Source organism: Bradyrhizobium sp. GW821-FHT13H06 (assembly GCF_058803975.1).
The window spans coordinates 98,044-120,670 of sequence record NZ_JBXAPN010000009.1 but is presented as its reverse complement, the minus strand read 5'-3'; the positions used below and the strand labels follow the sequence as shown (position 1 = coordinate 120,670).

General features: G+C 63.9%; 19 protein-coding genes. 10 read left to right on the top strand and 9 right to left on the bottom strand.

Annotated elements, in window-relative coordinates; translation table 11 throughout:
* Positions 1 to 8 precede the first annotated feature (8 nt).
* Both AC1RQP_RS30870 and AC1RQP_RS30865 read left to right on the top strand, forming a co-directional pair.
* Positions 9 to 1,559 carry a bifunctional aminoglycoside phosphotransferase/ATP-binding protein gene (locus AC1RQP_RS30870; protein WP_492940572.1) on the top strand — a complete coding sequence of 517 codons (1,551 nt, stop codon included), beginning with the start codon at positions 9 to 11 and terminating at the stop codon, positions 1,557 to 1,559.
* Positions 1,560 to 1,570: 11 nt separating this feature from the next.
* Positions 1,571 to 2,545 (top strand): CHAD domain-containing protein, encoded by a 975-nt coding sequence (locus AC1RQP_RS30865; protein WP_492940570.1) that lies wholly within the window; start codon positions 1,571 to 1,573, stop codon positions 2,543 to 2,545.
* On the opposite strand, the gene AC1RQP_RS30860 is transcribed toward AC1RQP_RS30865, so the two are convergent.
* Positions 2,542 to 4,395, bottom strand: coding sequence for a PHA/PHB synthase family protein (locus AC1RQP_RS30860; RefSeq protein WP_492940568.1), 1,854 nt, complete (start codon positions 4,393 to 4,395; stop codon positions 2,542 to 2,544). The genes AC1RQP_RS30865 and AC1RQP_RS30860 overlap by 4 nt on opposite strands.
* Before the next feature lie 207 nt (positions 4,396 to 4,602).
* On the opposite strand from AC1RQP_RS30860, the gene AC1RQP_RS30855 reads away from it, so the two are divergent.
* On the top strand, positions 4,603 to 5,331 hold the full coding sequence (locus AC1RQP_RS30855; protein WP_239625385.1) for a CBS domain-containing protein: 729 nt from the start codon (positions 4,603 to 4,605) through the stop codon (positions 5,329 to 5,331).
* 54 nt (positions 5,332 to 5,385) lie between these two features.
* Here AC1RQP_RS30855 and AC1RQP_RS30850 read toward each other — a convergent pair whose 3' ends face one another.
* The 3 genes from AC1RQP_RS30850 to AC1RQP_RS30840 form a co-directional block, all read right to left on the bottom strand.
* Positions 5,386 to 5,850, bottom strand: coding sequence for a RidA family protein (locus AC1RQP_RS30850; RefSeq protein WP_239625387.1), 465 nt, complete (start codon positions 5,848 to 5,850; stop codon positions 5,386 to 5,388).
* Positions 5,851 to 5,865: 15 nt separating this feature from the next.
* A complete protein-coding gene (locus tag AC1RQP_RS30845) occupies positions 5,866 to 7,557 on the bottom strand; it encodes a benzoate-CoA ligase family protein (RefSeq protein WP_492940566.1) in 1,692 nt (563 codons plus the stop codon).
* A gap of 148 nt (positions 7,558 to 7,705) precedes the next feature.
* A complete protein-coding gene (locus AC1RQP_RS30840; RefSeq protein ID WP_028181148.1) occupies positions 7,706 to 8,224 on the bottom strand; it encodes a MarR family winged helix-turn-helix transcriptional regulator in 519 nt (172 codons plus the stop codon).
* Between the two features lie 251 nt (positions 8,225 to 8,475).
* Between AC1RQP_RS30840 and AC1RQP_RS30835 the strand changes: the two genes are divergently transcribed.
* Together AC1RQP_RS30835 and AC1RQP_RS30830 are read left to right on the top strand one after the other, a co-directional pair.
* Positions 8,476 to 9,651 carry an ABC transporter substrate-binding protein gene (locus AC1RQP_RS30835; RefSeq protein ID WP_492940564.1) on the top strand — a complete coding sequence of 392 codons (1,176 nt, stop codon included), beginning with the start codon at positions 8,476 to 8,478 and terminating at the stop codon, positions 9,649 to 9,651.
* A gap of 30 nt (positions 9,652 to 9,681) precedes the next feature.
* A complete protein-coding gene (locus tag AC1RQP_RS30830; RefSeq protein ID WP_492940562.1) occupies positions 9,682 to 10,134 on the top strand; it encodes a cupin domain-containing protein in 453 nt (150 codons plus the stop codon).
* 109 nt (positions 10,135 to 10,243) lie between these two features.
* Here the strand turns inward: AC1RQP_RS30830 and AC1RQP_RS30825 are convergent, their stop codons facing one another.
* The 4 genes from AC1RQP_RS30825 to AC1RQP_RS30810 all read right to left on the bottom strand — a co-directional run bounded on the left by AC1RQP_RS30825 (position 10,244) and on the right by AC1RQP_RS30810 (position 15,639).
* Complete coding sequence (locus AC1RQP_RS30825; protein ID WP_492940560.1) at positions 10,244 to 11,494, bottom strand: flavin-dependent oxidoreductase; 1,251 nt, start codon at positions 11,492 to 11,494, stop codon at positions 10,244 to 10,246.
* A gap of 51 nt (positions 11,495 to 11,545) precedes the next feature.
* Entirely contained in the window at positions 11,546 to 13,897 is a 2,352-nt protein-coding gene (locus AC1RQP_RS30820; protein WP_492940558.1) for a bifunctional salicylyl-CoA 5-hydroxylase/oxidoreductase, read from the bottom strand.
* A gap of 100 nt (positions 13,898 to 13,997) precedes the next feature.
* Positions 13,998 to 14,834 carry an enoyl-CoA hydratase family protein gene (locus AC1RQP_RS30815; protein ID WP_239625398.1) on the bottom strand — a complete coding sequence of 279 codons (837 nt, stop codon included), beginning with the start codon at positions 14,832 to 14,834 and terminating at the stop codon, positions 13,998 to 14,000.
* 43 nt (positions 14,835 to 14,877) lie between these two features.
* Positions 14,878 to 15,639 (bottom strand): SDR family NAD(P)-dependent oxidoreductase, encoded by a 762-nt coding sequence (locus AC1RQP_RS30810; RefSeq protein WP_492940556.1) that lies wholly within the window; start codon positions 15,637 to 15,639, stop codon positions 14,878 to 14,880.
* A 211-nt stretch (positions 15,640 to 15,850) separates the two neighbouring features.
* Here AC1RQP_RS30810 and AC1RQP_RS30805 point away from each other — a divergent pair, with 211 nt between their 5' ends.
* Genes AC1RQP_RS30805 through AC1RQP_RS30785 form a run of 5 tightly spaced genes read left to right on the top strand, consistent with a single transcriptional unit; the run spans position 15,851 to position 21,569 of the window.
* Entirely contained in the window at positions 15,851 to 16,648 is a 798-nt protein-coding gene (locus tag AC1RQP_RS30805) for an alpha/beta fold hydrolase (RefSeq protein ID WP_492940554.1), read from the top strand.
* Positions 16,649 to 16,660: 12 nt separating this feature from the next.
* Entirely contained in the window at positions 16,661 to 17,950 is a 1,290-nt protein-coding gene (locus AC1RQP_RS30800; protein WP_492940552.1) for an acyl-CoA dehydrogenase family protein, read from the top strand.
* Positions 17,951 to 17,952: 2 nt separating this feature from the next.
* The gene (locus AC1RQP_RS30795) at positions 17,953 to 19,488 is read left to right on the top strand and encodes a class I adenylate-forming enzyme family protein (RefSeq protein WP_492940550.1); all 1,536 of its coding nucleotides are present in this window, start codon (positions 17,953 to 17,955) and stop codon (positions 19,486 to 19,488) included.
* Positions 19,485 to 20,573, top strand: coding sequence for an NAD/NADP-dependent octopine/nopaline dehydrogenase family protein (locus AC1RQP_RS30790; RefSeq protein ID WP_239625406.1), 1,089 nt, complete (start codon positions 19,485 to 19,487; stop codon positions 20,571 to 20,573). Before AC1RQP_RS30795 ends, AC1RQP_RS30790 begins: the two co-directional genes overlap by 4 nt.
* Before the next feature lie 3 nt (positions 20,574 to 20,576).
* Entirely contained in the window at positions 20,577 to 21,569 is a 993-nt protein-coding gene (locus AC1RQP_RS30785) for a 3-hydroxybutyryl-CoA dehydrogenase (RefSeq protein ID WP_239625408.1), read from the top strand.
* Here AC1RQP_RS30785 and AC1RQP_RS30780 read toward each other — a convergent pair.
* Entirely contained in the window at positions 21,566 to 22,612 is a 1,047-nt protein-coding gene (locus AC1RQP_RS30780; protein WP_239625410.1) for a 2,5-dihydroxypyridine 5,6-dioxygenase NicX family protein, read from the bottom strand. The genes AC1RQP_RS30785 and AC1RQP_RS30780 overlap by 4 nt on opposite strands.
* Positions 22,613 to 22,627 lie beyond the last annotated feature (15 nt).

Genomic DNA, 22,627 nt, shown 5'->3' with positions numbered 1-22,627 from the left:
TGCTTCGAATGCCCGCTCCGATCGAGGATGGAACGGCGGCCCAGGAGCGCATCTTCCAGATGCTGACCGACCATCCCGGCGTGACGCGGATCGACACGCATGGAGCCTCGGTGTTCCTGGATGCGAAGCGCGCGCTGAAGATCAAGCGCGCCGTCCGGTTTCCGTTCCTTGATTATTCGACACTCGAGAAGCGCAAGGCGGCCTGCGAGGAGGAGATCAGGATCAACCGGCCGCTGGCGCCGCAGATCTATCACGGCGTCGTGGCGATCACCGAAGAGCCGGATGGATCTCTGAAGGTCGACGGCGCCGGCCGGCCGATCGAATATGCAGTCGACATGTCGCGCTTCGACGAAAACAGGACACTTGATCATCTGGCAAAGGCCGGTCCGCTGGAGGCGAAGCTCGCCTCGGCTGCTGCTGAAGCAATCGTGGCGTCGCACGCGGCGGCGACACGCGCCGACGGAGAAGCCTGGGTCTCATCCATCCCGGCCCTGATCGACGGCAACAGTGACGGCCTGCGGGCCGGCGGACATTTCAACGCGGAAGACATCGAAAGGCTTGGCAAGGCGTCGCACGAGGCATTTCGGCGTATTCGTCCCCTGCTCGCAGAGCGCGGCCGCCAGGGCTTCGTGCGCCGCTGTCATGGCGATCTGCACCTCGCAAACATCGTTCTGATCGATGGTCGGCCCGTGCTGTTCGACGCCATCGAGTTCGATGCACAGATGGCAACGGTCGACGTGCTCTACGACCTCGCGTTCACCCTCATGGACCTGTTGCAGCACGACCAACTGCGCGCGGCCAATATCGCCCTGAACCGCTATCTTGCAGCGACGCCGGCCGACAATCTCGACGCGCTCTCGGCCCTGCCGCTGTTCATGTCGATCCGTGCGGCGATCCGCGCCCAGGTGGCCCTGGCACGGCTGAAGCGGCCGCATTCCGATCGTCCCGGCATTCTCGACCAGGCACAGCGCTATTTTGACCTCGCCAGGATGCTGATCCGTCCTCCCGCTCCGCGCCTGATTGCGGTCGGCGGACTGTCCGGCACCGGAAAGACCGTTCTGGCGTACGCGCTCGCGCCGCTCGTCGCGCCGCAGCCGGGAGCCGTCGTGCTGCGCAGCGATCTCGTCCGCAAGCAAATGTTCGGGGTCGAGGACACGCACCGCCTGCCGCCATCCGCCTATACGCCGGAGGTCACGGCCCGCGTCTACGACACGCTGGCTCAGCGCGCCCGGCGGGTGCTGGCGCAAGGCCATTCGGCGCTCATCGACGGCGTATTCGCCCGCGAGGACGAACGCGACGCGATCGCCGCGCTGGCGCGCGAGCGCAACGTGGCGCTGAACGGTCTATTCCTGGTCGCAGACCTCGCGACCCGGCAGGCGCGGATCGGAAACCGCCGGGGAGATGCATCGGACGCCACGCAAGAGGTTGCCGCGCTGCAAGAGAACTATAAGATCGGCCATGTCGGCTGGGCGACCATCGATGCATCCGGGACAGAAGAGCAGACGCTGCAGAACTGCCGGAACGCGATCGCCAAGGGGCACACAACGCAACCTGATTGATGCAGGCAAGGATGTCGGGACCCACCACAAGCTCGAGGGCGACCACGCGTGCCAAGCCGGCGACGCGGCGCAATACCCTGCCCGGCCGCCTCAGCCCCGGCATGGCCTGCGACACGGCCTTCCGGATCATCGCCCGCCGTCACCTCGATGCCGTGATCGCTCAGCACGACGGCACCTGCCGCGGCGATCCCGAAGCTCTGCACCAGATCCGCATCGCACTGACGCATCTGCGTACTGCCATCCGCTTCTTCTCGCCGATGGTCGACGACGTCCTGCGCCCGAACGTCTGGGCCGAACTGAAATGGCTGAACGGCCAGCTCGGCATGGTGCGGGATCTCGATGTGGCGATCGAGCGGGTCGTCGCCGAGAGTGGCGACGAACTCGCCGTGATCGCCGAGCTTCAGCAGTGGGACGAGAAACGGACCGAGAGCCACAGGCTGCTGGCGCGTGCGCTGCAATCCGCACGGTACCGCCGCCTGGTCGAGCAGACCTCGACGTGGATCGAAAGCGGTGCCTGGTCGACCCGGCGCAGCAAGGAAGCCATTCGACTGCGCCGCCGCACGCTCGCCGAACACGCGATGGAGCGGCTGACCGAGTGGGAGACGAGGCTGCTCAAGAAGGCGCGAAAACTCCGCAAGCTCGACGTCGAGAAACGACACAAGCTGCGGCTTCTCAACAAGCGGCTGACCTATTCGATCGAATCGCTCCAGGACCTGTTCGCCGCGGAAACGCCGACGAAACACAAGTCCATCCTCAAGCAATTGCGCAAGGCACAAAGAGCACTCGGACAATTGAACGACGATGCACGAGGACAGGCGCTGGCGGCGTCCTTGAACGGCGCCGGCCTCGGTGCCTCCGATCGTTTTCTCAACCGAAAGCGGGAAAAGAAGCTGTTGCGAACCGCGTCGGTGGCCTACCGGAAATTGGACAAGGCCAAGCCCTTCCGCTCCTCGGACCTCGCGCCGGGCTCCGAGCCGGAGGTCTAGGTGTGAACATAGTCTCCCGGCGCATCGGGCAGGCCGGGTGCGCCTCCAAGCCCGATCTGCGGCGGATCGCAGGGCGCGCCGGAGCGCGCCGCGAGCCATTTGGTCCATTCCAACCACCACGACCCTTCAACCCGCGGAGCCAGCTTCAGCCATTCATCCGCGCCGACATAGGGCGCATCAGCAGCCTTGGTCAGCACCTGATAGCTGTGGCCGGGCTCCTCCGGAGGCGCCACGACACCGGCATTGTGACCGCCGCTGGTCAACAGGAACGCCACGTCAGCATCGACCTGATAGTGGATCTTGTAGACGGATCGCCACGGCGCCACGTGATCGGCGAGCGTGCCGACCACGAACATCGGCACGTGAATATCGGAGAGCGAAATACTCCTGCCTCCGACGAGATAGCGCCCTCCCGCCAGATCGTTGTCGAGGAACAGCTTGCGCAGATACTCCGAATGCATGCGATAAGGCAGCCGCGTGGCGTCGGCGTTCCAGGCCATCAGGTCGCTCGGCGGTGCGCTCTCGCCCATCAGATAGTCATGTGAGAGCCGCGACCAGATCAGTTCGTTGGAGCGCAGCAGCTGGAAGGCGCCGGCCATCTGCGTCGTGTCGAGATAGCCGCGCTGCCACATCATGTCTTCGAGAAAGGCCACCTGGCTCTCGTTGATGAAGAGCGTCAGCTCTCCGGCCTCGGTGAAGTCGGTCTGCGCGGCAAGGAAAGTGACCGAGCCGAATCGGTTGTCACCGTCGCGTTCCATCGCGGCGGCGGCGATCGACAGCAATGTGCCCCCCAGACAATAGCCGAGCGCATGGGTCTTCCGACCCGGCATGATCAGGCCGATCATGTCCAGCGCCGCCATGACGCCCAGCCTGCGATAATCGTCGAAGGCGAGATCCCGATCCCTCGCATCCGGGTTGCGCCATGAGATCGCGAACACGGTGAAACCTTGACCCGTCAGATATTTGACCAGCGAGTTCTGCGGCGAGAGATCGAGGATGTAATATTTCATGATCCAGGCCGGCACGATCAGGATCGGCTCGGGCCGCACCTGCGCGGTGGTCGGATAATACTGGATCAGCTCGATCAGCTCGTTGCGGTAGACGACCTTGCCGGGTGAAACCGCCACCGTCTTGCCGACCACGAACTGCCCGTCGTCCGCCAGTTTCGAGTTGGAGAGCAGGCGCATCAGGTCGCTGCACCAGTTCTGCCAGCCGAAGATGAAATTCTCCCCGCCGCTCTGGAACGCCTTCTCCAGCACCTTCGGGTTGGTCGCAGCGAAGTTCGACGGCGCCAGCATGTCGAGCAACTGGCGCATCGAGAACTCGACGATGGCTTCATTTGCGTGCGACACGCCGCGTACGCCCGTCGCAGCATCGCGCCACCAGCGCTCTCCGAGCAGAAACGCCTGCGCCAGCAGGTTGAACGGCGGGGTCTCCCATTGCGATCCGCTGAAACGACGATCCCGCTGCTGCGGCGCGATCACGGACCACGGCTTTTGCCCGGGCGACGCCGCGTGCGCGGCAGCTTCTGCGAGCCGGCCGACATCGCGAAGGGCGTTCCGCGAAATCTCCATCTGGCGCTGCGGCGCTGCGGCCAGATGCGAGCTCCAATCGAGCCAGGCGAGCGACAGGGCAAGCGGCGAAATCCCGCCCGTGAACCGCGCCAGCATCGCGTGCAAGGCGCGGTCCAGAGGATACGGCTCTGATGCAGGCACGGAATCGGCCGCGACCGGAATGCTTTCGAGTTTTCCCGGGCTCACAGGCAAGGCTTCGGGACCAGCGGCGGGATGGGCGGGGAGAACCTGCACCGCCGGCTCTTCAGCCCGTGGAAATTTCTGCACGACGCTCATAGCTCATGTTCCTGCGGGCTTCAGCTGTACGTACGTAAAGGGTATCGCGAGGCGTCGAAGCCGTATTGAGCTGCATCAAACCCGGGTCCGGATCACAATTTCTCAATCGGGATCGATCGTGTTTCGCCCGATTGACTTGCGTCAAACAGCACCTCGATACCCGAGCTAGGTTGCGCGCATCGAAGTTTCAACAAAGCGGAGTTATCCATGCGCGCCCACCAGATCATGACCCGGTCGGTCATCTCGGTCACCCCCGACACCAGCATCGTCGAAGCGGCAAATATCATGCTGAAGCGGCATGTCAGCGGACTCACGGTGGTCGACGAGACCGGCAAGCTGGTCGGCGTCGTGTCGGAAGGGGATTTCATCCGCCGCAGCGAGATCGGCACCGGGCGCAAGCGCGGACGCTGGCTTCGATTCATCCTCGGTCCGGGCAAATCCGCCGGTGATTTCGTCCATGAGCACGGACGCAAGGTCTCGGAAGTGATGACCGACTCGCCCGTGACGATCACGGAGGATACGGCGCTCGCGGAGATCGTCGATCTCATGGAGCGGAACAACATCAAGCGGCTGCCGGTCGTGCGTGGCGACAAGGTGGTCGGGATCGTATCCCGCGCCAATCTGCTGCAGGCGGTGGCGGGGCTCGCCCGCGAAGTGCCGGATCCCACCGCGGATGACGACCACATTCGCACCCGGATCATCGATACCATGGAGAAGAGCGACTGGTGCCCGTTCGGACTGAACGTGATCGTGCGCAACGGTATCGTTCACCTCAGCGGCGTCATCACCGAAGAGCGCGCACGGCAAGCCGCGGTCGTCGCCGCGGAGAACGTCGAGGGCGTGAAGAAGGTGCACGACCATCTGTGCTGGGTCGACACCATGTCGGGCGTCTATCTGAACTCGCCCGAGGACGATGAGCTCGCCAAAGCAAGCTAACCAAGGCGAGCTGATCAGGGCGAGCTGATCAGGGAGAGCCGATCCCGGCAGAATTCAGCGAGGAATGACGGCGGTGGCTTCGATTTCGACGCGCGCCGCCTTCTCCACGAGGCGGACCACCTGAACCAGCGCCATCGCAGGATAATGGGCTCCGAAGACGTCGCGATAGACCCTGCCCAGTTCCTTCAGATTGGCCAGGTACTCGTCCATGTCGACGACGTACCAGGTCAGGCGCACGAGGTGCTCGGGCCGGGCACCGGCCTCGGCCAGGATCGCGGCGATGTTGCTCAAGGTCTGGCGTACCTGCGCGACGAAGCCTTCCGCAAGGCGCTCTTCTGTATCCCAGCCGATCACCCCGCCGGTGACGACGATGCGCCCTTCGGCAGCCATGCCGTTGGCATAACCTTTCGGAACCGGCCAGCCTGACGGCTGGAGGATCTGCGCCCTGATGCGCGTTCCGTCCTCGGCTGCCGTCGGCAGCACCGCGAGTTGCGAGCCTTTCGGGGGCGTCACGGACAATTCTCTATCCTTCTCTCATTCCGCAGCGACGCCTGACGACGTCGCCGCGACCTGCGCCAGCTGCCGCAGGGCAAAGCGCTTCAGCTTGCCGGTTTCGGTCTTCGGCAATTGCGTCACGAACTCGATCGCGCGCGGATATTTGTACGGCGCGATCTCGCGTTTGACATGATCCTGCAGCTCCGCCACGAGCTGCGCATCCGCAGTCACGCCGGGCGCGGTGATGACATAGGCCTTCACGATCATGCCGCGCGCATCGTCGGGGGCGCCGACCACGCCGCACTCGGCAACCGCCGGATGCGTAAGCAGCGCTGCTTCGACATCGGTCCCTGCGATGTTGTAGCCGGCCGACACGATCATGTCGTCGGAGCGCGACTGGTACCAGAAATAGCCGTCGCTATCCATCAGATAGGTGTCGCCGGTGATGTTCCAGCCGTTCTGGACGTATTTGCGCTGCCGCTCGTCGGCCAGATAACGGCAGCCGGTCGGCCCGCGCACCGCGAGACGGCCCATCGTCCCGGGCGCAACGTCGCGGCCCTCATCATCGACGATCTTGGCCTCATAGCCCGGCACGGGCTTGCCGGTGGCGCCCGGGCGGATCTCGTCCTCGGTCGCGCTGATGAAGATGTGCAGCATCTCGGTCGAACCGATGCCGTCCATCAGCTTGATCCCGGTGGCCTTGAGCCAGGCATTGAATGTCGGCTTGGGCAGTGTTTCGCCCGCGGAGACGCATTTGCGAAGCGAGGAGATGTCGCGGCCCGGAAGCTTGCCGATCATGGCGCGGTACGCGGTCGGCGCCGTGAAGCAGACCGTGGTCTTGTACTGCTCGATCGCGGACAGCAGGTCGTCCGGCGTCGTCTTTTCGAGCACGACGAAGGACGCGCCGATATGCATCGGAAACAGCACGCCGCCGAAGCCAAAGGTGAAGGCGAGCGGGGCCGAGCCGATGAAACGATCCTTCTGCTCGGCGCGCAGGATGTTGCGCGCGTAACCGTCGCAGACCGCGAGCATGTCGCGGTGGAAGTGCATGGTGCCCTTGGGATCGCCTGTCGTGCCCGACGTGAAAGCGATCAGGCAGATGTCGTCGGACGCGGTATCGACAGCTGTGAACTCAGAGCTGGCATCGGCAATCAGCGCCTCGAGTGAATTGTCGGTGTCATTGCCCCAATAGACGACCCGCTCGAGACCGGGCGCGGCGGCCTTCGCCTTTTCCATCTCGTCGGCGAGTTTTCCGTCGCACAGCGCCAGCGCGATCGCCGCTTTCTGGATCGGATAGGACAGCTCCTTGGCGCGGAGCAGCGGCATCGTCGCCACGACGATGCCCCCAGCCTTGATCACCGCGAGATAGGTCGCAACCATCATGGGGTTGTTGGCAGAGCGCAACAGCACGCGGCCGCCGGGGACGAGATTGAGCTTGCCGACCAGCACGTTGGCGATGCGATTCACCAGCGCCTGCAGCTCGCGATAGGTGTAGCTGACGGAAGGGCTGACGACGCAGGGCGCCTCGCCATGTCCCTGCTCGACCCAGCGATCCAGGAAATAGCTGACGCAGTTCAGTCGCGGGGGGTAGTGCAGCTCCGGCCGCGTGAAGATGAATTCGGGCCAGAGCTCGCGCGGCGGCAGATGTTGCCGCGCGAACGTATCGACATGGGCCGTCGCGGCGTTGCCGTCACACGAACCCGACACTTGAATCTTGGCGGCGTTGGCCATCGCACGCTCCTTTCAGCATGGATTGCACCCGGCAGCACGATCTGGAAACATTTTAGGCTTAAAACAATTCGGCGCAATAGCGGATTTTGGGCACGCCGTGCTTTTTCCTGCGGCAAAAGGAATTGGTGGCCGGTCCCAGCGGCGGGGCTTACGACCGGCGGCGCGCGGCCGATTTTTGCGCGGACGCCTTGGTCTTGGCCAGGAGCCGCATCAGCTCGCGCACGTCCTTCGGCGTCAGGTCGGCGAAGAGATCGGCGATCCAGGTTTCGTGTTCCGCAGCCATTCGGCGAAACTCGGCGCGCCCGAGCTTCGTGAGGCGGATCACCTGGACGCGGCGGTCCGTCTCCGAGGTCCGCCGATCGAGATGGCCGGAGTCCACCAGCCGCTCCACGAGGCCGGTCACATTGCCGTTCGACACCATCATGCGCTTGGAGACGTCGGACAGCGTCATGCCGTCAGGCGCCTTGTCGAGCTGCGCCATCAGGTCGAAACGGGGCAGCGTGACGTCGAACCGCTGCCGCAGCCGGCCGCGCACCTCGCCTTCGATCAGCGTCGTGCAGGTCAGGAGCCGCAGCCACAGCCGAAGCTCCTCGGCGTGGTCCTCCGGCGTTTCGACGGCCTTGGTCTCGGAATCGAGCATGTTGATGCAGCCACTCACGGCCGGCATTGGCGCCGGCACGGATTCCCCAACGTTTTGAGCTTCAAATAAATCGGAGCCGGCTGCAAGTCCAAAGCTGCAACAATCAACCGCAGGACAATTTCTTTAGGCTTCAAATAATTGGCGCGCCGCTTGCATGCGCCGCTCCCCGCAGAATGCGACGCCTCGAGCTCGGCTTGCCGCGGCGACCATCATCGGCATAAGTTTGAATTTGGAGTACGTGGCTTGCAGCGCAAGCCAATCGTCACGAGGGACAGATCATGAAGACGCAAATGACCTTGGCCGCAGCCGCCGTGCTGCTCGGCACCGTGGTGACCCCTGCCCTTGCCCAGGAAAAAATCAAGCTGGGCGTGATCGTGACCCTGTCGGGACCCGCCGCCGCGCTTGGCCAACAGGTTCGGGACGGCTTCACGCTTGCAGTGAAAGATCTCGGCAGCAAGATGGGCAGCCGCGATGTCGAGGTCGTCGTCGTCGACGACGAGTTGAAGCCGGATGCAGCGGTGACCAAGGTCAAGGGCCTTCTTGAGCGCGAGAAGGTCGACTTCGTGGTCGGACCGATCTTCTCCAACATCCTCCAGGCGATCCACCGGCCCATCACGGAATCGAAGACCTTCCTGATCAGCCCCAATGCCGGGCCGTCGACCTTTGCCGGCAAGGACTGCAACCCGTTCTTCTATGTGACTTCGTATCAGAACGATCAGGTGCACGAGATCCTCGGCAAGGTCGCGCAGGATCGCGGCTACAAGCGCATGTACCTGATGGTGCCGAACTATCAGGCCGGCAAGGATTCGGTGGCCGGGTTCAAGCTGGACTACAAGGGCGAGATCGTCGAGGAATCCTACATGCCGCTGAACACGCTGGACTTCCAGCCGGAGTTGTCCAAGATCTCGTCGCAGAAGCCCGATGCACTGTTCACGTTCATGCCCGGCGGCCTCGGCGTCAATCTCGTCAAGCAATACCGGCAGGCCGGCCTTGCCGACACCATTCCGGTGCTCTCGGCTTTCACGGTGGATGAATCGACCCTGCCGGCGCAGCAGGACGCAGCGGTCGGCATGTTCGGCGGCGCGAACTGGGCGCCCAATCTCGACAATCCCCAGAACAAGAAGTTCGTTGCCGCCTATGAGGCCGCTTATAACATCGTGCCCGGCACCTACGCCTTTCAGGCCTATGACGCCGCGATGCTGATCGACAGCGCGGTCAAGGCGGTGAAGGGCGATCTATCGAACAAGGACGCCGTTCGGGCGGCGCTCAAGAAGGCCGATTTCACCTCGCTGCGCGGCACCTTCAAGTTCAACACCAACGGCTATCCCATCCAGGATTTCTACCTGACCAAAGTCGCCAAGCGTCCGGACGGCAAGTTCCAGACCGAGATCGTCCAGAAGGTCTTCGAGAACTACGGCGACCGCTATGCCAAGGACTGCAAGGCGGCGAATTAAGGCCGCGTATCGCGTTACGGGAGGACTGCAATGAAGAGCGAAATCACCGGCATCACCCGGGCGAATGAGGGCATCCAGGGCATTTCCTGGAGCATCCTCGGCCAGACCTATGTGCCGAAGAGCTACGCCGAACACAGCTTCTCCTGGCATGCGACACTTCCGCCGGGCACGTTCGTGCCGCCGCACATTCATCCCGATCAGGATGAGTATCTCTACATGCTGGAGGGCAAGCTCGATTTCATGCTCGGCAATTCGGAGTCGCAGGCGACCGCCGGCGACCTGATCCGGCTCGGCATGGGCGTGCCTCACGGCATCTTCAACAAGTCAGAGCAGACCGCAAAAGTGCTGTTCTGGGTCTCCCCAAGCCGCAAGCTGTTCGACCTGTTCTGGGGCCTTCACAACATGAAGGAGCAGAGGCCGGAGGACGTGGTGACGATGGCCGCCGAGTTCAACATCCACTTCCTGCCGCCGCCTCCCGGCTAAGACGGGACTATGTTGGGCTCTGCAGCTGGCCACCTCTCCTTATGGGAGAGGTGATTTGCGTTCCGGGCTGGCGCCGATCCTCAAATTCATCCCGACCTACAGGCGGACTTCAGGCGCGTACCGCCGCAAGTCCCGGGACGGCGGCAAAGCCGGCCTTGGTGGCGTAGCCACGCACGATCGCCTCGCGCTGGGAATAGCTCAGGACGTTATCGACATTGTCGAAGCCGTCAGGCGCAAGCTGCTCGACGGCGTCGATGACGCCCTCAGGACCGCCGCGCCGATTGGAGCGGACGATCTCGGCCGTCATCGGCAGGCGCTTCTTCTCGTATTCGAGCAGCGCCTGGCGCGGATGCTCGGCACGCACCAGCACATCCGCAAGGCAGCGCGCGTCGAGGATCGCCTGCGAGGCGCCGTTCGAGCCGACCGGATACATGGGATGCGCGGCGTCGCCGAGTAGCGTGACACGCCCGGACGACCAATAGGGCAAGGGATCGCGGTCGCAGGTCGGATACTCGTAGAATTCGGGCGTCGCCGAGATCAGGCTCTTGACGTCAATATACGGCACGGAGAAGCGTGCCACATGCGGCATCAGCTCCTCGCGCCGCCCCGGCCGCGACCAGTCTTCTTTCCGCGGCGGCGGTGCATTGCCCTCGCCCACTTTGACCAGCACCGCCCAATTGGTGAGGCGGCTTGCCGCGCTCGATCCTTCCGCGATCGGATAGATCACCACCTTGGCATTGAGACCGCCGGCCACAATCATCGATCTGCCGGTGAGGAACAGCGGCCAGTCGCGGGCGCCGCGCCACAGCATCAAGCCGTTCCAGCACGGCGGCCCCTCGCTCGGGAACAGCGTCTCGCGGACGCGTGAGTGGATGCCGTCGGCGCCGATCAGGATATCCCCACGCGCGGTGTGGACGTGCGTGCCGGCACGATCGAAGAAGTAAGCGGTGACGCCGCCCTCATCCTGCGTGAAGGCACCAAGCCGGCAGCCGGTGTGAATTGCGTCCGGCCCGAGCCGTTCCTCGACGGCACGATGGATGACGCCCTGAAGGCGCCCACGATGGATCGAGAATTGCGGCACATCGTGACCGGCGTCGATGCCGCGGGCTTCGCGCCAGACTTCCTGGCCGTGGCGGTTGAGGTAATAGAGCTGATCGGTGCGGATCGCGACGTCGTCCAGCCTCTGCAACAGGCCGAGCCCGGCCAACTCGCGCATCGCATGCGGCAGCGTGTTGATGCCGACGCCGAGTTCGCGGATGGTGTCGGCCTGCTCGAAGATCTCGCAATCCAGGCCCCGTGAGCGGAACATCAACGCCGTGGTGAGACCACCGATACCGCCACCGACGATAATCGCCTTCATCGCCTTACTCCACTCGAAACACAGGCAACGGGGTTAACGTCGCACGGTCGGTCACTCCGCCGCAAGCGGCTTTGTCGCCTCCGCCTTGAGCTCGGCCCGGGTCCTGGGCTTAGCCTTAATTCTCAGCTCCTCCAGATCCTGCCGGTCGCGCACGCTGTTGCGGAAAATCTGATCCTTTCCCGGCAGATATTGCGGCGGGCAGAATGCGTCGTTGGCGCCGTACCAGGCCGCCGCCTTCATGGTAAAGAAGGGATCGACGAGATGCGGACGGCCGAGCGCGACGAGATCCGCCCGGCCAGCGGCCAGAATGGTGTTGGCCTGGTCCGCCGTGGTGATGTTGCCGACGCACATGGTGGCTACCCGCGCCTCGTTGCGGACCTGATCGGAGAACGGCGTCTGGAACATGCGCCCGTAGACCGGCTGCGCATCGCGCACCGTCTGGCCGGTCGAGACGTCGACGAGATCGACGCCCGCCTCGGCAAAGGCGCGCGCGATGGCAACGGCATCATCGCCGGTGATGCCGCCGTCAGCCCAATCGGTTGCGGAGATGCGCACCGACATCGGCTTGTGCGACGGCCACACCGCGCGTAGCGACTCGAACACCTCAAGCGGGAAACGCAGGCGATTTTCAAGCGAGCCACCATAGTCGTCGGTGCGGGTGTTCGTCAGCGGGGAGATGAAGCTCGCGAGCAGATAGCCGTGGGCGCAGTGCAATTCCAACATGTCGAAGCCGCAGCGCTCGCCGCGCTCGGCCGCCGCAACGAAAGCGTCCCTCACCGCGTTCATGCCGAAGCGGTCGAGCTCGCGCGGCACTTGGCTGTCGGGGAAATAGGGCAGCGGCGATGCCGAAACGGTTTCCCAGCCACCTTCGTCCAGAGGCCGATCCATACCGTCCCACATCAGCTTGGTCGCGCCCTTGCGACCGGCGTGCCCCAACTGAAGGCAGATCTTTGCCGCCGAATTGCCGTGGACGAAATCCACAATGCGCCGCCATGCGGCTTCCTGCTCGTCGTTCCACAGGCCGGCGCAGCCGGGCGTGATCCGGGCATCACGGCCAACGCAGGTCATCTCGGTAAAGATCAGCCCGGCACCGCCGATCGCGCGCGAGCCGTAATGAACCAGGTGGAAGTCTGTCGGCACACCCTCCTTCGCCGAATACATGCACATCGGCGACATCACCGCACGATTGGCGAGCTTCATCTCACGTAGACGGAACGGCTGGAACAGCGGCACCATCGGTCGATCGGTATCGACATCGAGGCCGCTGCTGCGCACCTGCCTCGCAAACGACTTCTCGACCTCCGCCACGAAATCCGGGGCGCGGAGTTTCAGATTGTCATAGGTGATCGCCTTCGAGCGCGTCATGACCCCGAAGGCGAACTGCACCGGGTCAAAATCCCAGAAGCGGTCGACATGCTCGAACCAGACCAGCGAGACGTCGGCGGCATGCTGCGTCTTCTCGACCTCCTCACGGCGGCCGTGCTCATAGACTTCCAGCGCCGCCTCGATGCTGGGCGCCTTCTCCATCGCCTCGGCCAGCGCGATCGCGTCTTCCATCGCGAGCTTGGTGCCTGAGCCAATGGAGAAATGCGCGCTGGCCTTGGCGTCGCCGAGCAGGACCATGTTGTCCTTGACCCAGCGCTTGCTGCGGATCATGGGGAAGTTGCGCCACATCGAGCGGTTGATCAGCAATTGATGCCCGCCGAGGAACCAGCCGAAGATGTCCGCCATCCGCGCGGCGGACTGAGCTTCGTCCAGCCCTGTCAGTCCCGCCCGCTCGAACGTCTCCGGATCGGTCTCGAATATCCAGGTCGAATGCCCGGCCTCATACTGATAGGCATGGGCGATGAACGGCCCCCACTCGGTCTCCTGGAAGATGAAGGTGAAGGCATCGAGCGGCCTGGTCGATCCCATCCAGGCGAATTTGTTGGAGCGGATGTCGACCTCCGGCTGGAAATGGTCGACGTATTTCTCGCGGAAGCGACTGTTGATGCCGTCGGCGATGAGAATGAGATCGGCATCGGCGAAGCGGGACTCGTCGTCGATGTCCATCTCGAAATGCAAGACGACGCCAAGCTCGCGAGCGCGCTCCTGAAGGATCAAAAGGAGCTTGCGTCGTGAGCAGCCGCAAAAGCCGTTGCCGCCGACGCGATGCACCGTGCCGCGAAAGTGCACCGCGATGTCATCCCAGTATGCGAACTCCTGGGTGATACGGCGGTAACTCGGAAGATCGTGCTTCTCGAAATTGTCCAGCGTGGCGTCGGAGAACACCACGCCGAAGCCGAAGGTGTCGTCGGCCCGATTGCGCTCGTATACCGTAATGTCGGCGGCCGGGCGCTGCTTCTTGAGCAGGATCGCAGCATAGAGACCCGCAGGTCCGCCACCGATGATCGCGACTTTCATGGGAGCCTCGCCAATTCACCCGGCCACGAAACTATTTTAAGCCTAAAATAATTCCGCGCAAGTCCCCGTTGCTGACATGGACGCCGTCAAGGCGATCGGTCTAGTCGCCCCTGAATACCGGCTTGACCTTGTTGGCGAAAGCCTCGAAGGCGCGCTCGAAATCCGCCGTGGTCATGCACAACGCTTGGGCAACGGCCTCCGCCTCGATCGCCTCCTCCACCGACATCGCCCATTCCATGGCCAGCATCCGCTTGGTCATGGTGTTGGCGAAAGTCGGCCCTTCCGCGATCTGCTTCGCCAGAATTTGCGCCTGAGGCAGCACCTGCTCCGGCGTGACGATGCGGCTGAAGAAGCCCCAGCGCTCGCCCTCTTCCGCGGTCATGAACCGGCCGGTGTAGAGCAGCTCGGAGGCGCGCGACTGCCCGATGATCCGCGGCAGGATTGCGCAGGCACCCATGTCGCAGCCGGCCAGCCCCACCTTGTTGAACAGGAACGCCACCTTGGCCCCGCTCGCCGCAAGGCGCATGTCAGATGCCATGGCGATGATCGCCCCGGCCCCGGCGCAAATGCCCCCGACCGCGGCAACGATCGGCTGCGGACAGGCCCGCATCGCCTTGACGAGGTCGCCGGTCATCCGAGTGAAGGCGGTCAGCCCCTTCGTGTCCATCTTCACGAGCGGGCCGATGATCTCGAACACGTCGCCGCCCGACGAGAAATTGCCGCCGGCACCGGTGACGACGATGGATTTGACCGCATCGTCGAAGGCGCAGGCACGGAAGAAATCGGTCAGCTCCCGATAGCTTTCGAACGTCAGTGGGTTCTTTCGTTCGGGGCGGTTGAGCGTGACCGTCGCAACGCCGTCTACCACAGCCAGCATAAAGTGCTGCGGCGAGTAGTCTGCAAGCGGCACGGTGACGGGATTGGCGGGTCTGCTCATGCGATCTCCTTGGCTTCCTTGTTCCCCGACTGCACCAGGCACGCTAGACCTCGCCCCCGGCCACGGCAATCGCCTGCCCAGTGATTGCGCTCGCGCCTTCACCGCACAGCCAGAGAACCGTGTCTGCCACTTCCTGAGGCGTGATCAGGCGTCCTTGCGGATTGTGTTTCGCGAGCTCTGCGACCGCCTGCTCTCGGCTACGCCCCGTCTTCTTCATGATGTTATCGATGCTGCCGGCAACGAGATCGGTGTCGGTGAAGCCTGGACACACCGCATTCACGGTCACATTGCTTCCGGCCATCTCGAGGGCGAGCGAACGCACGAGACCGACTACGGCGTGCTTTGCAGCAGCATACGCGCTGACATAGGCATAGCCCTTGAGCCCGGCCGTCGACGCGACAGCAACGATACGGCCATAGGGCCGATCCTTCATGCCCGGCAGCACGGCCTGGGCGGCATGCACGACGCCCATGAAATTGACATCCATCATGCGCGCAAAAAGGGCGGCATCCGATTTCGCGAACGGCGCCGATTCGGCGCTGCCCGCATTGGCAATCAGGATGTCGATCGGCTTGCGCGCACTCGCTCCGGCAATGGCAGCTTTCAGGGACGCTTCGTTCGAGACATCAGCGACGGCCGCAAAGTGCGCCGCACCCGCATTGACTGCCTCTTCGAGAACCGCCGCGTTCCGGCCAAGCACGGTTACGGTCGCGCCAGCGCCGACGAGAGAAGCAGCTATCGCGCGGCCGATGCCGCGACCGCCGCCGGTCACCAGTGCGTGCGGCGAGTGCGACAATCCGGACATGCGCTGTCTCCCTCCGATCTCGTGATCGTTCTTCCGATATATTTTAACCCTCAAATTTTTGCAACGAAACCGGCGCTCGCCTCCCGAACACCGCCGCACAGAAGCGGCCCGGAAATTGCTTTAAGTATAAAATTATCTCTTCCCATCCCCTACAGGCCTGTTAGCATCAACGGGCCAAGCAAAAGGATGTCGCGTGTCGCAGCCTGCGCCAATGATAACAAAGGACGGACGCTTCGCCTATGAAGCCGCGGGCGATCCGGGCGCGATACCCCTGATTTTCCTGCATGGCATTGGCGGCGCGGCGCGAAGCTGGCGGCAGCAGCTTGCCACGTTCGGCGACCGCTTTCACACGATCGCATGGGACATGCCGGGCTATGGCGGATCGGCGCCGCTCGCCAGCGTCAGCATCGCTGCCCTGGCCGATGCGCTTCAGCAATTCATCGAACAGCTTGGTGCGGTCAAACCTATTCTGGTCGGCCATTCCATCGGCGGCATGATCGTCCAGAAATGGCTGGTGCAGTCCCCCGGACTGGCACGAGCGGTCGTGCTGGCGCAGACCAGCCCTGCCTTCGGGAAGGCTGACGGCGATTGGCAGAAATCATTCATCGCGGCACGGCTCGGGCCGCTCGATCGTGGGGAGACCATGAAGTCGCTGGCGCCAACGCTGGTGAAGGAGCTGGTCGGCGATGATCCCGATCCGAACGGGATGGAGCTGGCGCGCGAGTGCATGGGGAGCGTGCCCGAGGCAAGCTATCGCGCCATGATGCTGGCTCTCATCGGCTTCGATCAGCGCAGCAGGCTTGGGGATATCTCCGTCCCCACGCTGCTGCTGTCCGGCTCCAAGGACAACAATGCGCCCGCCCCGATGATGGCAAAGACCGCGACCTATATCCCTGGGGCTGCATATGTCGAGCTCGCCGGCGTAGGCCATCTCGCCAATCTCGAACGCCCTGCCGCCTTTGACGAAGCTCTCGGCCGGTTTCTGAACTCTCTCGCGACCAAAGCCTAAGGTAACTGCGCGATGACCATGCAAGTCAGCAAGACTATTGCCACGACCGACAAGGTCGCGCTGGATGCGCCGATCTTCGATCCCGTTGCTTTCCGCCTGAGCGACGAACAGGCCGGCATCATTGCGCGCGCCCGCGAGATCGGCCAGAGCGTCTTTGCCGGTCGCGCCGCGACCTATGATCGCGAGGCGATCTTCCCGACCGAAAACTATCGCGACTTGCATCGCGTCGGGCTGCTCGGCATCGCAGTCCCCAAGAAGCACGGCGGACTTGGCGCGAACTACCAGACCTATGCCTTGGCTGCCGCCGAGATCGGCCGCTATTGCGGCGCAACCGCGCTGACCTGGAACATGCATGTGTGCTCGACACTATGGTCGGGCCCGCTGGCCGACGATCTCGACATGGATGAGCAGACGCGCGCGGAGCATGAGCGGCGGCGCGCGGTCCACTACAAGCGCATCGTCGAGGAGGGCGCGATCTATTCGCAACCCTTCTCTGAAGGTGGCGCAGCGGCGGCCGGCGGTGTCGCGTTCGGCACGGAAGCAAGGCCGGTGGAGGGCGGCTGGATCGTCAATGGCAAGAAGATCTTTGCATCGCTCTCCGGCCATGCCGACTATTACGGCGTGCTTTGCACCGAAATCGAAGAAGGCGAGAAGGCCTCGCGCCGCAACACGCTTTACCTCGCCATCCCCGCCAAGTCGGAAGGGGTCTCTGTCGTCGGCGATTGGGATCCGCTCGGCATGCGCGGCACGGTCTCGCGGACGCTTCTGTTCAAGGACGTGTTCGTGCCGGAGGACTCCGCTCTGATGCCGCGTGGCGTCTATTTCCAGGCCGCGATGCGCTGGCCGCACATGTTCCTGACGCTATCGCCGACCTATATGGGCCTCGCGCAAGCGGCCTATGACTTCACCGTGCGCTACTTGCGCGGCGAGGTGCCCGGCATGCCGCCGGTCAAGCGGCGGATGTACCCGACCAAGCAGATCGCGGTCGCGCAGATGCAGATCAAGCTGGAGCAGATCAAGGGGATCTGGTTCCAGGCCGTCACCGAAGCCCGCGCCAATCCGAGCAAGGAGCAGGTGCTGCGGGCTTATGCCGCGCAATATTCGGTGATGGAGGGCGCCAATGAGCTTGCCGCGCTCGCGATCCGCACCTGCGGCGGTCAGGCCATGCTCAGGTCGCTGCCGCTCGAGCGGATCTATCGCGACAGCCGCTGCGGCTCGCTGATGCTGCCCTGGACCGCCGAGCTCTGCCTCGACCGGATCGGGCGCGAAGCGCTGTACGAGGCCGGTGAAACGGACGACTGACGGTGGACCTCTGTAGCCTGATAGACCGCAACGCGGCGTTCGCTCCAGACAAGACGGCTATTTCCTTCGAAGGGAAGCGGCTGAGCTATGCGGCATTCGCCGCACGCATCGAACGGACCGCAACCGCCTTGAAGCAGGAGCTTGGCGTCGGCCGCGGCGACCGCGTCGCGATTCTGAGCCTGAACCGGCCCGATTATCTGGTGCTGCTCTACGCGTGCGCGCGGCTCGGGGCTATCCTGGTGCCACTGAACTGGCGGCTGGCTTTCGCCGAGCAGCTATTCATTCTCAGCGATGCCGGCGCCAAAGTGCTCGTGCTTGAGCAAGCCTTTGAGGGACTTCTTTCCACGCTCGCGCAGTCCGCACCGGGAACTGCCGTCATCGGCCTCGACTTCGCACCGCCCGGCGGCACAACATTCGAAGGTCTGCTGGCCAGGAGCGACGGCACCAGCCGAAATCCGCACACCGATCTCTCGTGTCCGCTGCTCATCGTCTACACGTCGGGAACGACCGGGCGGCCGAAAGGCGCAGTGCTGCGCCAGGAGGCACTGTTCTGGAACAGCGTCATGAGCCAGCACATGCACAACATGACGTCCGACGACCACGTGCTGACCGTGCTGCCGTTCTTCCACGTCGGCGGCCTCAACATCCAGACGACGCCGGCGCTCCAACTGGGCGCGACGGTCACGATCCATGCGCGCTTTACGCCCGATACCGCGCTTGCTGCCATCGAACAGGAGCGGCCGACGCTCACGGTGCTGGTGCCTGCGATCATCCAGGCGGTGAGCGAGCATCCCGCCTGGGCGACCGCCGATCTTTCGTCACTCAAGGCCGTCGCAACAGGCTCGACCATCGTGCCTCCGCACCTGATCGAGCGCTTTGTCACGCGCGATGTCCCGGTGCTTCAAGTCTACGGCTCGACCGAGACCTGCCCGATCGCAATCTACACAAGGCTCGGCGGCGACCTTTCGCGCCTGGGATCGACCGGCCTTGCCGGCCTGTGCTGTGAAGCCAAAGTGATCGATCAGGCTGGCAATGAGATGCCCGCGGGCACGCCGGGCGAGATCGCGGTGCGCGGGCCCAACGTGTTCTTTGAATATTGGGGCAACGAGGCCGCAACGCGCGACGCCTTGCACGACGGCTGGTATCGCACCGGCGATATCGGCCTGTGCGATTCTGACGGCTATTTCTGGGTCCGCGACCGCAAGAAGAACATGATCATATCCGGCGGGGAAAACGTCTACCCGGCCGAGGTCGAGCGTGTCCTGCTCGAACATCCTGACGTCAGCGAATGCGCCGTGATCGGCCGGCCCGACCCGCGCTGGGACGAGGTGCCGATCGCCTATGTCATTGCGAGATCCGGCTGCCGGCTCGAGGCGGACGAATTGAGGGCGCATCTTCAGGCGCAACTCGCGCGCTATAAGGTTCCGCGCGAGATCGTCTTCGTCACCGATCTGCCGCGGACGGCGCTCGGCAAGGTCCAGCATTTCCTGCTGAAGCAACTTGATACGCAGTCCCGCACGCAAGGAGAAGCATCTTGAAGATTGCGGTTCTGGGTGGGGGGAACGGCTCTTTCGCGGCCGCGGGCGATTTTGCACTGTCGGGACATGAGGTGCGGCTTTGGCGCCGCGATGCCGATCAGGTCGCGGCACATCGTACCGCGGGCGCGCGCATCACGGTCAAGGATCACAACGGCCGCCACGACGTGAAACTCGCGCTGGTCACGACCGATATCGCCGCAGCCGTCAACGGCACGGAGCTGATCCTGTGCCCCGCCCCCGCTTTCGCACAGCCGGATATCGCCCGCCTGCTCGCCCCGCATCTGCGAGACGGCCACGTCGTGTTTCTGCCGCCGGCGACATTCGGCTCGATGATCTTCGCCCAAGCGGCGCGGGATGCCGGCAACCACGCCAAGGCAAGCTTTGCGGAGACCGGCACGCTGCCGTGGCTGACCCGCAAGCACGGACCATTCGAGGTCGCGATCACCATCCGCGCCAAGCGATTGCCAGTCGGTGTGTTCCCGCTTGACCAGGCGCCCCACGCACTCGATGTCATCGGACGCGCTTTCCCGGGCGTGATCGAGCCGTGCGGGGATGCTCTGTCAGGCGCGCTGATGAATGCAGGACCCATCATCCATCCGCCGCTGATCGTGATGAACGCCGGCCCGATCGAACATTTCGAACGTTGGGACATTCACAAGGAAGGCACGCAAGCCGCGATCCGGCGGGTCACCGACGCGCTCGATGCCGAGCGGATCGCCGTGCGCGAGGCGCTCGGCTATGCTGCACCACATTTCCCGCTCGCTCATCATTACGCGAGAGAAGGCGAGATCTGGATGTATGGCCGGGGCTCGCACGACCGGCTGACCGATTCCGGCGACTGGCGCGAACGGATCGTGCTGAGCGAGCACCGCTACATGCGCGAGGATCTGCGGCTCGGGCTGTCTCTGCTGGTGTCCGTCGCCGATCTGGCTGGTGTGGCCACGCCGCTCGCCAAAGCGTTCCTGTCGATAGGTGGCGTGGTCTGCGGCGAGGATTTTGCGCAAGGTGGCCGAACGCTCGAAACGCTGGGGCTCGGCAATCTCAGGAAGGCTGAGTTGCAGACGCTGCTTCGCAACGGATTCTGATCGATGACCAATCACGTCAATATCGCCTGCCTCGGCGCCGGCCGCATGGGACGCGGCATCGCGGTCGCGTTCGCCTATGCGGGCCACAGGGTCACGATGATCGACATCAAGGCGCGCTCCGCGGAGGATTTCAACAAGCTGGAAGCGGACGCACTCGGCGAGGTCAGGAAGACCTTTGCCAGCCTGTCGAAGCTCGGGCTGCTGAGCGAAGCAGACGTCGAGCCGCTCATCGCGCGGGTCTCGGTGGTCGCGGCCGGCGAAAGCGGTCCAGCGCTCTCTGAGGCCGGCATGGTGTTCGAGGGCGTTCCCGAGGTCGTCGAGCTCAAGCGGGAGGTGCTGGGGGCCGCCTCAAGGCAAGTCGGCCCGGACACGATCATCGCATCGACGACATCGACCATTCTTGTCGACGATCTCTCCGGCGCAATCGTGAACCCTCGTCGCTTTCTCAACGTGCATTGGCTCAATCCGGCCTACCTGATCCCGCTGGTCGAAGTTTCTCCCGGCAAAGCCACCGATCCCGCCATCATCGAGGAGGTCAAGGCACTGCTCGAAGGCATCGGCAAGGTGCCCGTGGTCTGTGCGGCGACGCCTGGCTTCATCGTCCCGCGCATCCAGGCGCTGGCGATGAACGAGGCCGCTCGCATGGTCGAAGAAGGCGTCGCCAGCGCCGAAGAGATCGACAAGGCGATCCGCTATGGCTTCGGCTTCCGCTATGCCGTGCTCGGGCTGCTCGAGTTCATCGACTGGGGCGGCGGCGACATCCTGTACTATGCAAGCCGCTATCTCGAAGGCGCACTCGGCAGCGAGCGCTATCGGGCGCCGGACGTCATTTCACGCAACATGCATGAAGGCCGGATCGGCCTGCGCACGGGTGCAGGATTTCTCGATTATTCCGGGCTCGACATCGACGCCTATCGCGCGAAGCGGCTCCAGGCCATGGTCGACCTGCTCCGGCATTTCGGACTGGCGCGCCCCCCGGTGCTCGACCGCAACTAGCCGAAGACGTCCTGGAGCACGCCCTCCCGGACCACCGCAACGCCGTCGAGCTCAATCGTCGTTCCCATCATCGGCAGGTCGAAATGTCCTGCCGTGTAGCGCCCTGCAAATTCATTCGCGCCGGTCGAGAACAGGAAATTGCCGGAGACGGCCCGAATCTCGGTGCCGTTGGTGTCGCGCTGGTCGTACATCGACAGCGCCTCGTAGCGCGCGCCCGGATTCATACCGAAGCCGACATGCGACACGGCGTAGGCTTCGCGATCGCCCCAGGCGGCGAGATAGGCACGCATCATCGCAGCATCCGTGCCTTCCCCTTCCAGCTCGACGACATAGTCGTCCTTCAACGTCATCTTCACAGGAGACGTCAGGTAGCGCTTGAAAGTGAGATTGATGTCGCCGGGCGCCATCACCAGCGTGCCGTTGATGGTTCCGCTCTTGGGAAAGCTGACGACGATTCCGCCGGGCCAATGCGCCAGGGTGCCGGGTTTGTCGGTCCAACCCCACACACCGACCGTGGAGGCGCCGACCATGTCGACATCGAGCGCCGTGCCGGCCTTCGAGGTCACCCGCATGCGCTTGGTCGCGCGTAACATCTTGGCCGCTGCACGAACGCGCTTCTCGAGCGCGGAATCCGGCACCATGCGCTCCAGCGCTTCGGGATGCTCATTGGAGATCACCAGGATCCGCGCGCCGGCTTTGAGGATCTCAGGCGTCTCCACCGCGTGCATCAGGCCCTCGATGGTGCAATCCACCACGAAACCGGCCTGCTGCAGCGCGCTGATCACCGGTCCAAGCCGCTGGATCGCCTCGCTCGCTCCGGTCGAACGAACCGGAACGATGTTCCGGTTACGCGGCGTCGGCATCACCACATGAAACGGCCGCGCTCCCATCCGCAGCAGGGCAAGCTCCGCCAGATGCACGTTCAACGCACGCGACTGGGTTTCCGAGAGGATCGCCGCGGTATCGCCGGCCTTGACGGCGCATCGCTCGAATATCTCGCAGAATGCGTCAATCCATTTTGCTTCGATGCGATCGGCCAGCATGGTTCTCTCCCGGTC

Excerpts from the sequence above, each read along its gene's own strand:
- AC1RQP_RS30785 (WP_239625408.1), top strand. The coding sequence starts at position 20,577 with ATGACCAATCACGTCAATATCGCCTGCCTCGGCGCCGGCCGCATGGGA.
- AC1RQP_RS30840 (WP_028181148.1), bottom strand. The coding sequence starts at position 8,224 with ATGCCGGCCGTGAGTGGCTGCATCAACATGCTCGATTCCGAGACCAAG.
- AC1RQP_RS30820 (WP_492940558.1), bottom strand. The coding sequence starts at position 13,897 with ATGAAAGTCGCGATCATCGGTGGCGGACCTGCGGGTCTCTATGCTGCG.
- AC1RQP_RS30810 (WP_492940556.1), bottom strand. The coding sequence starts at position 15,639 with ATGTCCGGATTGTCGCACTCGCCGCACGCACTGGTGACCGGCGGCGGT.
- AC1RQP_RS30780 (WP_239625410.1), bottom strand. The coding sequence starts at position 22,612 with ATGCTGGCCGATCGCATCGAAGCAAAATGGATTGACGCATTCTGCGAG.
- AC1RQP_RS30860 (WP_492940568.1), bottom strand. The coding sequence starts at position 4,395 with ATGAGCGTCGTGCAGAAATTTCCACGGGCTGAAGAGCCGGCGGTGCAG.
- AC1RQP_RS30830 (WP_492940562.1), top strand. The coding sequence starts at position 9,682 with ATGAAGAGCGAAATCACCGGCATCACCCGGGCGAATGAGGGCATCCAG.
- AC1RQP_RS30870 (WP_492940572.1), top strand. The coding sequence starts at position 9 with ATGCCCGCTCCGATCGAGGATGGAACGGCGGCCCAGGAGCGCATCTTC.
- AC1RQP_RS30815 (WP_239625398.1), bottom strand. The coding sequence starts at position 14,834 with ATGAGCAGACCCGCCAATCCCGTCACCGTGCCGCTTGCAGACTACTCG.
- AC1RQP_RS30845 (WP_492940566.1), bottom strand. The coding sequence starts at position 7,557 with ATGGCCAACGCCGCCAAGATTCAAGTGTCGGGTTCGTGTGACGGCAAC.
- AC1RQP_RS30825 (WP_492940560.1), bottom strand. The coding sequence starts at position 11,494 with ATGAAGGCGATTATCGTCGGTGGCGGTATCGGTGGTCTCACCACGGCG.
- AC1RQP_RS30800 (WP_492940552.1), top strand. The coding sequence starts at position 16,661 with ATGACCATGCAAGTCAGCAAGACTATTGCCACGACCGACAAGGTCGCG.
- AC1RQP_RS30835 (WP_492940564.1), top strand. The coding sequence starts at position 8,476 with ATGAAGACGCAAATGACCTTGGCCGCAGCCGCCGTGCTGCTCGGCACC.
- AC1RQP_RS30855 (WP_239625385.1), top strand. The coding sequence starts at position 4,603 with ATGCGCGCCCACCAGATCATGACCCGGTCGGTCATCTCGGTCACCCCC.
- AC1RQP_RS30805 (WP_492940554.1), top strand. The coding sequence starts at position 15,851 with ATGATAACAAAGGACGGACGCTTCGCCTATGAAGCCGCGGGCGATCCG.
- AC1RQP_RS30865 (WP_492940570.1), top strand. The coding sequence starts at position 1,571 with ATGTCGGGACCCACCACAAGCTCGAGGGCGACCACGCGTGCCAAGCCG.